The sequence below is a fragment of the Microbacterium sp. NPDC055665 genome (assembly GCF_053618035.1).
In genome coordinates this window covers 753,479-767,605 of sequence record NZ_JBSHGY010000001.1, presented here as the reverse complement: position 1 = coordinate 767,605, position 14,127 = coordinate 753,479, and the positions used below count along the sequence as shown (strand labels likewise).

Below are 14,127 nucleotides of genomic sequence, written 5' to 3'. Positions count from 1 at the left end.
ACGGGTGACAGGATTGACGGATGACCGCAACACTCGTGGCCCAAGGGCTGGCCGGCGGGTACGGCCACCGCACCCTGTTCGACTCGCTCGACCTCACTGTCACGGCGGGCGATGTGGTGGGCCTGGTCGGAGCCAACGGGGCGGGGAAGTCCACCCTCCTGAAGCTGCTGGCCGGCGTCGATGAACCCCATGCAGGCACGATCAGGCTCGCCCCGGCGGATGCGTTCGTGGGCTGGCTTCCGCAGGAGCACGAGCGCGTCGCGGGGGAGAGCGTGATCGACTACATCGGTCGGCGCACCGGGTGCGCGGCTGCGACCAGGGACATGGATGCCGCGGCGGCAGCTCTCGGAGATCCCTCCCTCGCGGCCCCGGGTACAGGCCCCGCCGACACGTACTCGACGGCGCTGGATCGCTGGCTGGCCAGCGGCGCCGCTGACCTCGACGAGCGACTTCCGGCCGTGCTCGCCGACCTCGGCCTCGACCTGGGCGACGAGCCCGCCGACACCATGATGACCTCGCTGTCGGGAGGTCAGGCCGCCCGCGTCGGGCTCGCTGCGCTGCTGCTTTCGCGCTTCGACATCGCCCTGCTCGATGAGCCGACCAACGATCTCGACCTCGACGGCATCGAGCGGCTCGAGGCCTTTGTGCGCGGCCTCCGCGGCGGTGTCGTGGTGGTCAGCCATGACCGCGAGTTCCTCGCCCGCTGCGTGACCAGAGTCCTGGAGCTCGATCTCGCTCAGAACAGCAACCGGGTGTTCGGCGGCGGTTACGACTCGTACCTGGAGGAGCGGGCGACGGTTCGTCGGCACCAGCGCGAGAAGTACGACGAGTTCGCCGACAAGAAGGCCGACCTCGTCGCCCGCGCCCGCACGCAGCGCGAGTGGTCCAGCCAGGGTGTGCGCAACGCGATGAAGAAGTCGCCCGACAACGACAAGATCAAGCGCAAGGCCTCGGCCGAGTCCAGCGAGAAGCAAGCGCAGAAGGTACGCCAGATGGAGAGCAGGATCGCCCGGCTCGAAGAGGTCGAAGAGCCGCGCAAGGAGTGGCAGCTCGAGTTCACGATCGGCTCGGCCCCGCGTTCCAGCTCGGTCGTCTCGACGCTCAGCTCCGCGGTGTTCCGGCAGGGTACGTTCCAGCTCGGGCCCGTGTCACTGCAGGTGAACGCGGGGGAGCGCATCGGCATCACCGGGCCCAACGGCGCGGGGAAGTCGACCCTGCTGCGCGGACTGCTGGGGCGGCAGCTTCCCGACGAGGGAACGGCGAGCCTGGGTGCGAGCGTGCAGATCGGCGAGATCGACCAGGCCCGCGCACTGCTGGTCGGTACGCAGCCGCTCGCGGTCGCCTTCGAGGAACTCGTGCCCGAGATGGCATCGGGTGAGGTGCGCACGCTCCTGGCGAAGTTCGGGCTCAAGGCCGATCACGTGACGCGCGCCGTCGACGAGCTCTCGCCGGGCGAGCGCACACGTGCCGGTCTGGCGCTGCTGCAGGCGCGCGGCATCAATCTGCTCGTGCTCGACGAGCCGACCAACCACCTCGACCTGCCCGCGATCGAGCAGCTGGAGCAGGCGCTCGAGTCCTACGAAGGGACGCTGCTGCTCGTCACCCACGATCGACGGATGCTCGCGACCGTGCAGACCGACCGACACTGGCGGGTGGAAGCCGGGCAGGTCGTCGAGGTATGACGAGCCTCGTCATCGACAGCGTCCCGCACGACAGCCTGACCTCGAACGACGTGGCGAGCCTGCGAGAGCTGTTCGACGCCGAGTACTTCGCCGAGTTCGGAGCGTGGGATCCCGATCAGCCGTAGGGCTACGCGCCCCATGACGTCCATCTCATCACCCGCGCCGGCGACGCGGTGGTGGCCACGTCGGCTGGGCGCGGCGGACCATCGGCGTCGGTACGGCGGAGGTCGTGGTCGCGGGAGTCGGCGGGGTGCTGGTCTCTCCGCGCGCACGAGGGGAGCGGGCGGGTGTCCGGCTCCTGGCACACGCGGCCGCAGCCATGAGGGACGCCGGTGGGATCGAGTTCGGCTACCTCGGGTGCCGCGAAGCTGTCGTCGCGTTCTACGAGTCCTGCGGATGGCGCCGCATCTCGGCGGTCGAGCGCTCGATCGCCCGCACCGGTCAGCCCGCCATGCAGCCTCCTGGGCCGCCCATCTTGACACTCGCGCTCGACTCTCCACCGCGCCGGTGGCCCGCCGGGGCGATCGATCTTCGGGGGCGGGCCTGGTAGCCGTGTGGTGCTGATCCGGGCGTCTCCGTCTCGCCGACGGCCTGCTCGGGATACGCTGGGACACGGCGGCTCGCGCCGCGGCCCGGTCGCTGGCGTCCGCTGTGGACGTTCCGCCTGAGTTCCTGACACCGACGGCACGAGGAGATTGACGCCGATGACCGACACCCAGATCTTCGAGCCAGACGGCCGCGCGATCCCCTTCGTCGACGAGGGCGACGGCCCCGTCAAGCTCGTCTTGATCCAGGAACGCGACCTTCCGGCCGACATCCTCGGAGTCGTTGCGCACTACCTCGCCGAAGAGGCGGGCTTCCACGTGGTCCGGATCGGCCACCGCGCCGACGTCGAGGGCGAAGCGGTGTCGCTGGACGAGCGCGTCGAGGATGCGCTGGCGGTGATCGACCACGTCGGCCTCGGCGACACCTGGATCGGCGGGCATGGGTTCGGTGGCACCGTCGCGCGAGCTTTCGCCATCGCGCACGCCGACCGCGTGAACGGCCTGGCGCTGCTCGGGGTCGAAGAGCACGACATCCCGCTCGCGCCCGTGATGCCCGTCCTGATCATCCAGGGCACCGAAGACACCACCACCCCGTTCGCGAACGGTGAGCAGCTGCAGTCGACCGCTCCGGAGCGTGCGAGCGTGAAGAGCATCGACGGGGGAGACCACCACTTCCCGATGACGCACCCGATCGAGACAGCGGTCGTGATCGAGGAGTACCTCGACTGGGACTGAACCCCCTAGCGACCCTGCCGCTTCTTGTAGGGCTTGGGCTGACCCTTCACTGCAGGGGTTCGGCCCTTGCCCTTCGAGGCCTTCGCCTTGCCGCCGGCGGGTGCGGGCGGGTTCTTCACCGGCGCAGGAGCTGCGGCGACCGCTTCTTTCGCCTCGACCAGCAAGAGCTCTCCGACGTGCGTCAGTCGTGTCTGCCCTTCGCGGTGGACGATGGGATGGCCGACCTCGGCTTCGAGCTTGTCGATCGACGTGTACAGCGAGGCCAGCGGGATGCCGAGCTTCTCGGCCGCGCGCGGGAAATGAAGCTCCTCCGCGAGGACGACGAAACGGCGGAGCAGAGAGATCTTCACGGTGGCCCTTCGACTGTTCGCACGGGATTGCGAGCCACTCCAGGTTACGCGGTGGAAGCCGCCGGTCAGATGTCGCTGAAGTCGTTCGCAGGAACGTTGATCTGCGTCACTGTGTCACCGTCGAGCCGGAACAGGGTGTAGAGGATGCCAACGGATCCCGGATGGGTCAGCGACTCGGTTCCAGGTACCTCACGCTCGCCCAGCCCGACGTATTCGGCAGTCGCGGGGTCTTCGGTGTCGACGATCCCCCATGCGCCCGCGTCGAGAAGTTCTGCGCGTGTGGACCCGACGGTGAGGCCTTCCTCGGTCTGGATCGGAACTCCGGAAAGCGAAGGGCCTGTGATCGCGACCGATGCCGGGCCCTCGAGAGCGCTGTCGGTGAACACTCGGAGCCCGTCCCACGTGTAGTTCACGAACGCGGAGTCATAGCCGGGGAAGTTCTCGACCTTCTCCGGTTCCGGCAGCTCGCCGGTCGTGTCCTCCAGCAAGTCCAGCAACCCGGTGGGATCCTCGAAGGCGGCGCTCCGAGTGCCGGATTCGTCGGTGATGACGATGCCGTCGAGGGAGACGACGACCTGGGGATCGATCTCGACCGTCGGACTGGGCGTCGGCGATGACGGGGCAGGCGTGGCGCTCGTGCGGGGCTCCGCCGAGGTGGGCGAAGCGCACCCGATGAGAACGAGAGCAGACACGGCGAGAGCGGCCAGTGCGGGGGCGAGGGAACGGCGCATGATCACAGGCTATTGAAGTCCCGGAGCCTGTCTTACGCACGGTAGCTCGAAAGATCCGAAACGTGATGTTCGATACAGACGGATGCCGCGACCGAAGCGGCCGCGGCATCCGGAATCCTTCGGTCAGGCGACCTGAGGGAGCACCGCGAACGACACGGAGCCCTCGTCGTCCACGCCCGCGTCGAGGATCTTGTCATCGAGTGCAGCGACGGCGGACTCATCGAGGAAGAGCCGGGTGCCGGAGACTTCGACCACCTGATCCTGCGGCTCCGGATCCGCGGCGACGAGCACGGCGAGACGCGCGCCGCCCTCCGCATTCTGAGGTTCGGACGAGTGGATGCGCAGTCCGGCATCCGGGGCGTCGGTCTGACGACTCACCAGAGTCGTCACGATGGCGGAGGCGTTGTCGGTGAGGGTGAGCACGAGACTCTCCTTCCGTTCGGGGCATGCCACGGTCGCGACATGTCCGGGCTACGATGCCGAACCCGCACGACGACCTCAACCCCCTTGTGCCGATTCGGAGGAGGCTCTTATCCTCCTCGCAGGTTCTTACGAAGGAAGACCTGTTCCGTGCCGTCGCCGTCCGGTACCCGCTCGTGCTCCACGTATCCGCACCGCTCGTACAGGCGGATGTTCGCCTCGCTGAGGCTGCCGGTGAAGAGCTCGGCGACCTGCGCCGTGGATGCGCTCTCCGCGTGCTCGAGCAGCATCCGCCCGACTCCCTCACCCTGCATGTCGGGGGCGATCGCGATGCGTCCGATCAGAAGCATCCCGTCCTTCTCCACGAATCGGATCGCGCCCACGAGGCGTCCGTCGATACGTGCCGTCAAGCCGGACTCCGAGCGAAGCTCCGCTTCGAGCTCGGCGAGCGTCTGCGTCAGGGGAGGCATGTCGACGCTGCCGTAGATCGCCGCCTCCGACACGAAGGCTGCGCGCTGCACGGTCAGCACCTCGCCGGCGTCCGCCTCGGTGATGGGGGAGATGACGATCTCCCGATCCTTCTCGCCGTTCTGTTCTGTCACGATGCGGGGTCTCTCCTTGAGTCGGGTGTTCAGGTCCGGTCGCCACACTCGGGCTCCGGGCTTCCGGTGTCAACCCCCTCGGACCCGGGCGCAGACCTTCGTTATCCTCGCCGGCAGGAGGTCAACGAAATGGCTGAAAGCAAGACGAAGAAGACCGGCACCTCGACGAAGGGGGCCGTGAAGACCACTCGCCAGCAGAACGCGGAGAAGGGCTTCACCGCCTCGCCCACGCTCGCAGGCAATCTGCAGCGCGTGCTCGTCGACCTGCTCGAACTCGCCATCCAGGGAAAGCAGGCGCACTGGAACGTCGTGGGGCGCAACTTCCGCGACACGCACCGACAGCTCGATGAGATCATCGACGATGCACGGGCGTTCAGCGACACGATCGCGGAGCGGATGCGCGCACTGCATGCCGTGCCCGACGGGCGCAGCGCGACCATCGCCAAGGCGACGTCGTTGCCCGAGTTCCCCGCGGGCGAGGTGTCGACGACCGAGACCATCGATCTGGTGACGGAACGTCTGGAAGCAGCGGTCGGCACAGTGCGAGACGTCCACGACGCCGTCGACGAGGAGGATCCGACCTCGGCGGACCTTCTGCACGCGATCATCGAACGCCTCGAGCAGTTCGCCTGGATGGTCAGCGCCGAGAACCGCAGCCCGGCCGGTCGCTGACGTTCGCCCCTCCTCCGTGAGCCCGGTCAGTTCGGCCCGGCTCCGGGGGTGCGGGGTCGGCCGCGCATGATGCGCGGCAACGCGATCCACAGCGCCACGACCAGCAGGAGCGCCGACACCAGCGCGACGAGGCCGGCCGTGCGATTCACCGTGAAGTCGACGATCAGCATCGTGACCCCGATCGTCAGCGCCCCGATCACGATCAGGTCGAGCCGGACGATACGGGCGGCCATCCGCACGAGGTCGGGCTTGCGACGGTGGCCGAACAGAGCTCGGTGCATCCCCACGGGAGCCAGCGCGAGGATCGTCGCGACCGCGGCCAGAGCGACGAGCACGACGTAGAGATCGCGCTGGAACTCGTCCATGTCCGTGAATCGCGGCTGGAAGGCCACCGCGAGCAGGAAGCCGGTGAGGATCTGGGTCCCGGTCTGCATCACGCGGAGTTCCTGCAGGAGCTCTTCCCAGTTGCGATCCGCGCGTTCGTTCGCCGTCTCGTCTCGTCCGTCCCTGCGGTCATCGAGTTCGTGGTCGCCGCGCGGAGGATCCGATGTCATGATCTCAGTGTCGTGCCGACTCTCGCACGAAGTCCAGACTCTTCTCCCGATGGATCGAAAGAAGGCATCATGACGCTCCCTCCGATCAGCGACTGGTGGTCCGGACTCTCGGAGGAATCACGTCGCTCCGTGCTCGATGGCGACTCGCCCCACCTGGACGAGGACGTCCGGGAGGAGATCCGGGTGATCACCGGAGCGGTCGTGGGGATGGTGGAGAGCCTGACCGATGAAGATCTCGATTACGCCCGCGCGCACGCCGAGAAGACGGCGGACTGACGACACTCCCCGGAGCCTGTGCCGCGGAGCCTATGCCGCGGAGGCTCACTCGGAGGCGTCGGGATTCCGAGGGGCCTGTTCCTCGCGAAGCCGCGGCTCGGTGCGACGCTCGGGTCGCGCCCCCGCCTTGTCGGCATAGAACGCGCGGATCCGGTCCATGTCGGCGGCGATGTCCCCGGTCAGGTCGATGGTGGGACCGAGACCCGTCGTCATCGTCGTGCGATCGACGAAGCCGAGCGTGACCGGCATCCCCGTCTCCCGGGCGATGCGGTAGAAACCCGACTTCCAGTACTCGTTGCCGCCACGAGTCCCGTCCGGGGTGACCACCAGACCGAAAACGGTTCCGGCGTGCACCTGGCCGACGACGTCCTTGACCACGCGGGCCGGATCCGCCCGGTCCACAGGGATCCCGCCGAGTCCGCGCATGAGCGGACCACGCCACCCGCGGAAGAGGCTCTTCTTCCCGAGCCAGTGCACGTCGATGCCGAGGCGCCAGGCGATCGCGAGCATCAGGACGAAGTCCCAGTTGCTGGTGTGCGGGGCGCCGACGAGCACGGTCGGGCGCGTGGGCGCTGCCTCGCTCACGAGCGTCCATCTGCTGAACGCCCAGAACATGCGGGCGAGGAGTCGTTTGAGCATGGATCAACCGTAGGGGAGAAAGGCTGTCGTCCCGCTGTCGGCATCCTGCGCGCGGGTCCGGCGCCACTACCTCGGAGCAGGCGTACGATCGAGGGATGAAGAAATCGCCGGAGGACACCGTGCAGCAGGAGGAGGCCCCCATCGGGCTGCAGCCGCTTCCCGGTGCCCTGGACCTGCTCGAAGGCGACGCCGCCGGCTACTGCAGCAACGGCGTCTGCCACTTCCCCGCCCCGAAGGCCGAGTAAGCAGCAGACGCCGTCGCGCGCGAACGCTGAGGTTCAGTGGCCGCCGTGGAATCCCTCGCCGGCATCGTCGGCGGGCTTGCGGACGAACGGGCTGAGCGCCACCGCTGCGAGCGAGATGATCGCGGCGATCAGGAAGGCCATGCGCGCACCCGGGGCGCCGGCCACTGCCCGTGACAGGCCCTCATCCTCGCCTGCATGCAGGATCGCCGAGTAGGTGACCGTGAGCAGAGCGACACCCGCCGCGCCGCCGACCTGCTGGAGCGTGTTCAGCACAGCGGAACCGTGCGAGTACAGCGACCGCTGCAGCGAGCCGAGCGAGGCGGAGAACAGCGGCGTGAACGACATCGCGAGCCCGACGGACATGGCCGCCTGCACGATGATGAGCACCCACCACACGGTGTGCTCTCCGACCGTCGAGTAGAAGAACAGCGCCGCCGACACGAGGATCGTGCCCGGGATCAGCAGCGGCCGCGTGCCGCGTGCGTCGTACACGCGACCCATGACCGGACCCAGCAGACCCATCAGCACCGAGCCGGGGAGCAGGATCAGACCGGACTCGAGGGCGTTCAGGCCCGCGACGTTCTGCAGGTACTGCGGCAGCAGCGTCAGCGTTCCGAACATCGACAGCGCCAGGATCGTCATGATGATCACGGAGAACGTGAAGTTGCTCGAGCGGAAGACGCGCAGGTCGAGCAGTGCGTCGTCGACACGCTGCAGGATGAGCTGACGCCACACGAACAGCGCCAGCGACACGGCGCCGACGACCAGGGCGATGATGCCGGTCGTCTCGCCCGAGCCGCCTTCGCCGCCGAACTGGCTGAGGCCGAACACGATGCCGCCGAAGCCGAGCGCCGCGAGCGGGATGGAGAGCACATCGAGCGGGACGATGCGGGTCTCACCGAGGTTGGTCATCCACTTCACGCCCATGAAGAGTGCGATGAGCGCGATCGGAAGGATGATCGCGAACAGCGCCCGCCAGTTCAGCGTCTCGAGGACGGCGCCGGCGATGGTGGGGCCGATCGCCGGGGCGAGGGAGATGACCAGGCCGACGCGGCCCATCATGCGACCGCGGGACTGCGGCGGGACGACGTTCATGATCGTCGTCATCAGCAGCGGCATCATGATGCCGGTACCGGCGGCCTGGATGACGCGCCCGACAAGCAGCACCGAGAAGCCGGGGGCGACCAGCGCGACGAGCGTGCCGAGCGAGAAGGCGATCATCGCGGCGATGAAGACCTGACGCGTGGTGAACCGCTGCAGGATGAACCCGGTGGTCGGGATGACCACGGCCATGGTCAGCATGAAGGCACTGGTGAGCCACTGGCCGAGTTCGGGCGGGATGCCGAGATCGGCGTTCAGATGCGGGATCGCGATCCCCATCGTGGTCTCGTTGAGGATGGCGACGAACGCGGCGACGAGCAGCAGCCAGATCACGCGCATGTCCTTGCGCGAGATCTCACCCGCTGCCGGTGCGGGGGTCGTCGAGATGGAGCCGGTATCGACGGCAGACATGGGCGGCCTCCTGGGCGAAGAAGAAACGGAGATATCGCGAGAGTTCGCAAGAGTCCTTCAGCGTAACGGCGGGCGCGGACATTTCATTCCGAACTCACAGAAATCCGCTGTGGGCGGATGCGCCGGCCCTCGACGTCGCCGGGCCTGAGTACGCTGGCGCCATGAGCATGGGCGGTGGACGAGGGGGAGGCGCGAGCTTCCGCGGGGTGGATGAAGACGCTCAGCGGCGCATGAACGCCGAAGCGCCGCGGATCAGCGGCCTCGGAGCGCGGGTGGTCTCCCTGTTCCGCGCCTACCGCGCGCGCATCTTCCTCACCGGGATCCTCGTGATCGTCGGTGCGGCCATCGCCGTCATCCCGCCGCTGATCGTGCAGCGCATCTTCGACGACGCCCTGTTCCCGGTCGCCGGCGGCGGACCGCACCTCGAGCTGCTGGCCTGGCTCGTCGCCGCGATGGTGGGGCTCTTCCTGCTCTCCGCCGTCCTCGGGGTCGCGCAGACGTGGCTCACCTCTACCGTCGGCAACAGTGTCACCGGCGACCTGCGCGTCAAGCTCTTCGAGCACCTCCAGGCCATGGAACTCGGATTCTTCACGCGCACGAAGACGGGAGTGATCCAGTCACGACTGCAGAACGACGTGGGTGGCGTCTCCGGTGTGCTGACCAACACCGTCACCAGCATTTTGGGCAACGTCGTGACGGTGATCGCCTCGCTCGTCGCGATGATCCTCATCGATTGGCGTCTCACCCTCATCGCCGTGATCATGATGCCGTTCCTCATCTTCGTCCAGCGCAAGGTGGGCCAGGTGCGAGCGCGGATCGCGGGGGAGACGCAGGAATCGCTGTCGGAGTTGACCTCGATCACGCAGGAGACGCTGAGCGTCTCGGGCATGCTGCTCTCCAAGGCGTTCAACCGCCAGCGCACGGAGTCGGAGCGCTATCAGGCCGAGAACCGCAATCAGGTCGTCCTGCAGGTGCGCCGAGCTATGAGCGGCCAGGGCTTCTTCGCGGTCGTGCAGGTGCTCATGGCCAGCGTGCCGGCGGTCATCTACCTCGTCTCGGGCTATCTGATCGCCGGCGGCACCGGGGCGATCACGGCGGGGACGGTCGTCGCGTTCACCACGGTGCAGGCACGGCTCCTCATGCCGCTGATGGGCCTCATGCGGGTGTCGCTCGATCTGCAGACGTCGTCGGCGCTGTTCGCGCGCATCTTCGAGTACCTCGACCTCGTGCCCGAGATCGAGGATGCTCCGGATGCGATCGCCGTCGACGAGGCGCCGGGGCCCAAGGGGAGGCTCGAGTTCACCGATGTGGTCTTCCGCTACCCGGACGCCTCCGCTGATGCCCGACCGACGCTGGACGGTGTCTCGTTCGTCGCCGAGCCCGGGCAGCACGTGGCGTTCGTCGGTCCCTCCGGTGCGGGCAAGACGACGATCCTGTACCTCGCACCGCGGCTGTACGAGGCGAAGGGCGGCGCAGTGCTCTTCGCGGGCGCCGACGTGCGCACGCTCACGCAGGAGTCGATCATCGACCACGTGGGCATCGTTTCGCAGGAGACCTACCTGTTCCACGCGACGATCCGCGAGAACCTCCGCTATGCCAAGCCGGATGCGACGGAGCAGGAGCTGATCGCCGCGTGCACCGCGGCCAACATCCACCACATCATCGCCGGGTTCGAGCAGGGGTACGACACCGTCGTCGGCGAGCGCGGGTACCGGCTCTCGGGAGGGGAGAAGCAGCGCATCGCGATCGCGCGCGTGCTGCTGAAGGATCCGCCGGTGCTGCTCCTCGACGAGGCGACCTCTGCGCTCGACACCGTGTCGGAGCGAGTCGTGCAGGAGGCGCTCGACGAGGCGGCGAAGGGGCGCACCACACTGTCGATCGCGCACCGCCTGTCCACGGTGATGGGTGCGGACATGATTCACGTGCTCGAGGCCGGACGCATCGTCGAATCGGGAACCCACTCCGAGCTGCTCGCGCGGGGAGGTCTGTATGCGGAGCTCGCCGCTCAGCAGGTCGCCGCATCGCGCGTGCTCGACACCGAGGCTGCGGTCGAGGAGGCGGTGACCGGGGGAGTAGGTGCTGCGCTCACAGAACGCCGTGCGGACCGGGCACCCGCGGACTCCGCCGGTGCCGATGCCGTCGCGGCGATCACCGCTGCCGTTCCTCTGCTCGCCGAGCCGCGCCCCGATGAACGGGTCTACCCGCCCGAACCCTGAACCGCTCAGGGAGTCAGTGCACGGACAGCCCGCCGTCGACGAACAGGGAATGGCCGGTGACATACCCCGACCCGGCTCCGGCGAGGAAGACGGCCGCGCCCGCGAAGTCGCTCGGGAGTCCGTTGCGGCCGATCATCGTGCGGGCGGCCAGCTCGGCGATCTTCGCCGGGTCCTGCTGCAGACGGGCGTTCAACGGTGTCAGTACGAACCCCGGGACCAGCGTGTTGCTGGTCACGCCCGTTCCTCCCCACGCTTCGGCTTCCGAGCGCATCAGCGACTCCACCGCGCCCTTCGAGGCGCCGTAGACGCCACTGCCGACGAAGGCACGGTGAGCCTGCTGGGAGCTGATGTGGATCAACCTGCCGTAGCCGCGTTCCGCCATGCCCCGCGCATACCGTTGACCGAGGAGGAACGGCGCGAGGGCGTTGACCGTCATCGTCGCGTCCCAGTCGTCCTCGGTGATCTCCGCGAACGGCGGACGGATGTTGATGCCCGCGGAGTTGACGAGGATGTCGGGCTCACCGAACGGCTCGACGGCGGTCTCCGCGAGGGCACGGATGCCCGACCGAGTGCTGAGGTCGCCGACCACTCCGGCGACGCGGCACCCGTGCGCGCGGAGCTCCTTGACGGTCTCCTCGATGCGAGCCTCGCCGCGCGCGACCACGACGGTCGCGGCACCGGCCCGGGCGAGTGCCGTGGCGATGCCGCGGCCGATTCCGGAGCTGCCGCCGGTGACGACCGCGGTGCGGCCTTCGAGCGAGAAGAGGGAGGAGAGGTAGTCGTTCATGCGGTCATCCGTGTCGTTCGTTCAGCGGGGCGGTTGGTCCAGATGTGTGGTGTCACCACGCGAGTGCGGCGGCGAGGGTGGGATCGGGGGTGGCGTCGGCGAACTCGGGCAGTGCCCGCAGCTCTGCGATGAAGGTGTCGACCTCTGCGGCGTACGCGGTGTCGGGGTGATTGCTCGCGATCTCGAGCAGGGACGGCATGTCCATGGCGAGTATGAGTTCGAGTCGGGCGATGACCGAGTCTCGGGCGCCCGCCTCGTGCAGCACCCGGATGCCGCCGCGCAGCGCCGCGAGGTAGTCCCTCAGCACGGGCAGCTGCGCCTTGCCCTGCGTGATCGAGGTGCCGTCGGCGCGGAGCCGCCACTGCACGACGACATCGGGGATCACGTCGAAGGCCCGTGCCCGGGTGTACATGATCTGGGCGACCACCTGGTCCTCGTACGCGACCCCTTCGGGGAAGCGGAGGTCCTGCCAGAACTCGGTGCGACTCACCTTGGACCAGGCGACGATGTTCGACACCGCCCGAGGGTGCGCCGCAAGGGTGGTGCCGAGGCGCTCCGGCGAGGTCGCCGCCGCCACCCAGGGCTGCACGCGCCCGGCGACGTATGCCGCTCCCTGCGCACGGGAGCGCACGTAGGCACCGGCGACGAAGTCGCTTCCGGTCTCCGCGAGAGTGCCCGTCATCCGGGCGAGCGCGTGGGGGAGAAGCTCGTCGTCACCGTCGAGGAAACCCAGGTAAGGGGTGTCGACGAGGTCGAGGCCGATGTTGCGCGCCGCCCCGAGCCCGCGGGATGCCGGGTGACGGATGGTCGTGAACCGGTCGTCGTCGGCGGCCGCCGCGGTGAAGATCGCGCCGGTGTCGTCGGTCGAACCGTCGTCGACGAGGATGGCGCGCCATCGCGACTCGGTCTGTGCGCGCAGCGAGTCGAGTGCGGCGGGAGCGAAGGCAGCGATGTCGCGTCCGGGGACGATCACGGTCACGATCGGGGCGGCGGCGGTCACCTGCCGAGTCTATGGCGGGCATCAGCTCCGCGCCGCGCGCACGGACTCCGCGACGACGGGAGCCAGGCGCTCGGGTGCGTCCTCAGGCAGCTCCCCCCGACCGAAGGTGAACCGGACGGATGTCTGGGCCACCTCGGCAGGAACGCCGCACGCGAGGAGCACATGCGAGGGCTCGTCGCTGCCGGCGGCGCACGCCGAGCCGCTCGACGAGATGACACCTCGACGCTCCAGCTCCAGCAGCACCGCCTCTCCGCTGGTGCCGGCGAACGTGAAGCTCGCCGTCCCCGGCAGACGGCGCTCGGGGTCGCCGGTGAGCGCGGCCTCCGGGACGCTGTTCAGCACGCGGGAGATGAACCGTGCAGTGGCAGAACCGACCCGCGCCGCCACGGTCGCCCGCTCCCGTTCCGCGAGTTCCAGTGCGGTCGCGAGGCCCACGGCCCCGGCGACGTTCTCGGTGCCCGAGCGTCGACCGCGTTCCTGGCCGCCGCCGTGCAGGAGCGGCTCGATGGGAACGCGTCCCCGCACGGCCAGTGCGCCGATCCCCTTGGGTGCGCCGAGTTTGTGCCCGGCGATCGACACGGCGTCGGCGCCGAGCTCGTGCAGGGGAAGCCACCCGGCCGACTGCACGGCGTCGAGGTGCAGAGGCACGCGGGCGGCGCGGGTGACCGCCGACAGCGCCGCCGCATCCTGCACGGTCCCGATCTCATTGTTCGCGTGCCCCACCGAGACCAGCGCGGTGTCGGGGCGGATCGCCGCGGCGACGGCATTCGGCGCGATCCGCCCACCGGCATCCACCGGCAGCAGGGTCACGTCGACGGAGTGGAAGCGCCGGAGGTACTCGGCGGACTCCAGGATCGACTCGTGCTCGATGGGGGAGACCACCAGGTGTCGTCGCCCGGCCTCGAGAGCCGCGAGCACGATGCCCTTGACTGCGAGGTTGTTCGCCTCGGTGCCGCCCGCGGTGAACACGACGTCACCGGCACGCATCCCCAGGAAGCGGGCGACCCGGGCGCGGGCGTCGTCGAGAGCGCTCGCCGCAGCCTCTCCCGCGGTGTGGTGGCTGGACGGGTTGCCGAACACGCCCGTCAGGTACGGGTGCATGGCCTCGAGCACCTCCGGTCGTACCGGGGATGTCGCGGCATGGTCGAGGTAGAGCACGCT

At 68.7% G+C, this 14,127-nt stretch carries 18 protein-coding genes; 8 read left to right on the top strand and 10 right to left on the bottom strand.

Translation table 11 applies throughout. The features are described 5' to 3' along the window. Positions 1–20: 20 nt before the first annotated feature. The 4 genes from ACWGO6_RS03675 to ACWGO6_RS03660 all read left to right on the top strand — a co-directional run bounded on the left by ACWGO6_RS03675 (position 21) and on the right by ACWGO6_RS03660 (position 2,962). Entirely contained in the window at positions 21–1,682 is a 1,662-nt protein-coding gene (locus ACWGO6_RS03675; protein ID WP_136043538.1) for an ABC-F family ATP-binding cassette domain-containing protein, read from the top strand. Continuing rightward, positions 1,679–1,807 carry a hypothetical protein gene (locus ACWGO6_RS03670; RefSeq protein WP_275087544.1) on the top strand — a complete coding sequence of 43 codons (129 nt, stop codon included), beginning with the start codon at positions 1,679–1,681 and terminating at the stop codon, positions 1,805–1,807. The genes ACWGO6_RS03675 and ACWGO6_RS03670 overlap by 4 nt, the downstream gene beginning before the upstream one ends. Before the next feature lie 104 nt (positions 1,808–1,911). Next, positions 1,912–2,232 (top strand): GNAT family N-acetyltransferase, encoded by a 321-nt coding sequence (locus tag ACWGO6_RS03665; protein ID WP_240745167.1) that lies wholly within the window; start codon positions 1,912–1,914, stop codon positions 2,230–2,232. A gap of 154 nt (positions 2,233–2,386) precedes the next feature. Beyond that, entirely contained in the window at positions 2,387–2,962 is a 576-nt protein-coding gene (locus tag ACWGO6_RS03660) for an alpha/beta fold hydrolase (RefSeq protein ID WP_136043539.1), read from the top strand. Positions 2,963–2,967: 5 nt separating this feature from the next. Here the strand turns inward: ACWGO6_RS03660 and ACWGO6_RS03655 are convergent, their stop codons facing one another. From ACWGO6_RS03655 to ACWGO6_RS03640, 4 genes are all read right to left on the bottom strand, one after another. Beyond that, entirely contained in the window at positions 2,968–3,312 is a 345-nt protein-coding gene (locus ACWGO6_RS03655) for a LysR family transcriptional regulator (protein WP_136043540.1), read from the bottom strand. 65 nt (positions 3,313–3,377) lie between these two features. Further along, complete coding sequence (locus ACWGO6_RS03650; RefSeq protein WP_452325861.1) at positions 3,378–4,043, bottom strand: hypothetical protein; 666 nt, start codon at positions 4,041–4,043, stop codon at positions 3,378–3,380. A gap of 123 nt (positions 4,044–4,166) precedes the next feature. After that, on the bottom strand, positions 4,167–4,466 hold the full coding sequence (locus ACWGO6_RS03645; RefSeq protein ID WP_029262936.1) for a Fe-S cluster assembly protein HesB: 300 nt from the start codon (positions 4,464–4,466) through the stop codon (positions 4,167–4,169). A 107-nt stretch (positions 4,467–4,573) separates the two neighbouring features. Further along, positions 4,574–5,065: a GNAT family N-acetyltransferase gene (locus tag ACWGO6_RS03640; protein WP_205820415.1), complete on the bottom strand. Its 492-nt coding sequence runs from the start codon at positions 5,063–5,065 to the stop codon at positions 4,574–4,576. Between the two features lie 129 nt (positions 5,066–5,194). Between ACWGO6_RS03640 and ACWGO6_RS03635 the strand changes: the two genes are divergently transcribed. Beyond that, positions 5,195–5,737: a Dps family protein gene (locus ACWGO6_RS03635; RefSeq protein ID WP_136043542.1), complete on the top strand. Its 543-nt coding sequence runs from the start codon at positions 5,195–5,197 to the stop codon at positions 5,735–5,737. 26 nt (positions 5,738–5,763) lie between these two features. On the opposite strand, the gene ACWGO6_RS03630 is transcribed toward ACWGO6_RS03635, so the two are convergent. Then, positions 5,764–6,291, bottom strand: coding sequence for a DUF6328 family protein (locus tag ACWGO6_RS03630; RefSeq protein WP_136043543.1), 528 nt, complete (start codon positions 6,289–6,291; stop codon positions 5,764–5,766). Between the two features lie 69 nt (positions 6,292–6,360). On the opposite strand from ACWGO6_RS03630, the gene ACWGO6_RS03625 reads away from it, so the two are divergent. Further along, entirely contained in the window at positions 6,361–6,567 is a 207-nt protein-coding gene (locus ACWGO6_RS03625; protein ID WP_136043544.1) for a hypothetical protein, read from the top strand. Between the two features lie 45 nt (positions 6,568–6,612). Here the strand turns inward: ACWGO6_RS03625 and ACWGO6_RS03620 are convergent, their stop codons facing one another. Next, entirely contained in the window at positions 6,613–7,206 is a 594-nt protein-coding gene (locus ACWGO6_RS03620; protein ID WP_136043545.1) for a 1-acyl-sn-glycerol-3-phosphate acyltransferase, read from the bottom strand. 95 nt (positions 7,207–7,301) lie between these two features. Here ACWGO6_RS03620 and ACWGO6_RS03615 point away from each other — a divergent pair, with 95 nt between their 5' ends. Continuing rightward, positions 7,302–7,451 (top strand): hypothetical protein, encoded by a 150-nt coding sequence (locus tag ACWGO6_RS03615; protein WP_168429550.1) that lies wholly within the window; start codon positions 7,302–7,304, stop codon positions 7,449–7,451. A 33-nt stretch (positions 7,452–7,484) separates the two neighbouring features. Here the strand turns inward: ACWGO6_RS03615 and ACWGO6_RS03610 are convergent, their stop codons facing one another. After that, entirely contained in the window at positions 7,485–8,963 is a 1,479-nt protein-coding gene (locus ACWGO6_RS03610) for an MDR family MFS transporter (RefSeq protein WP_136043546.1), read from the bottom strand. A 167-nt stretch (positions 8,964–9,130) separates the two neighbouring features. Here ACWGO6_RS03610 and ACWGO6_RS03605 point away from each other — a divergent pair, with 167 nt between their 5' ends. Next, complete coding sequence (locus ACWGO6_RS03605) at positions 9,131–11,179, top strand: ABC transporter ATP-binding protein (RefSeq protein ID WP_136043656.1); 2,049 nt, start codon at positions 9,131–9,133, stop codon at positions 11,177–11,179. A 13-nt stretch (positions 11,180–11,192) separates the two neighbouring features. Here ACWGO6_RS03605 and ACWGO6_RS03600 read toward each other — a convergent pair whose 3' ends face one another. Genes ACWGO6_RS03600 through ACWGO6_RS03590 form a run of 3 tightly spaced genes read right to left on the bottom strand, consistent with a single transcriptional unit; the run spans position 11,193 to position 14,124 of the window. Then, positions 11,193–11,966: an SDR family NAD(P)-dependent oxidoreductase gene (locus tag ACWGO6_RS03600; RefSeq protein ID WP_136043547.1), complete on the bottom strand. Its 774-nt coding sequence runs from the start codon at positions 11,964–11,966 to the stop codon at positions 11,193–11,195. Positions 11,967–12,018: 52 nt separating this feature from the next. Beyond that, complete coding sequence (locus tag ACWGO6_RS03595; RefSeq protein ID WP_136043548.1) at positions 12,019–12,966, bottom strand: glycosyltransferase family 2 protein; 948 nt, start codon at positions 12,964–12,966, stop codon at positions 12,019–12,021. 21 nt (positions 12,967–12,987) lie between these two features. After that, positions 12,988–14,124 (bottom strand): cysteine desulfurase family protein, encoded by a 1,137-nt coding sequence (locus ACWGO6_RS03590; RefSeq protein ID WP_136043549.1) that lies wholly within the window; start codon positions 14,122–14,124, stop codon positions 12,988–12,990. Positions 14,125–14,127 lie beyond the last annotated feature (3 nt).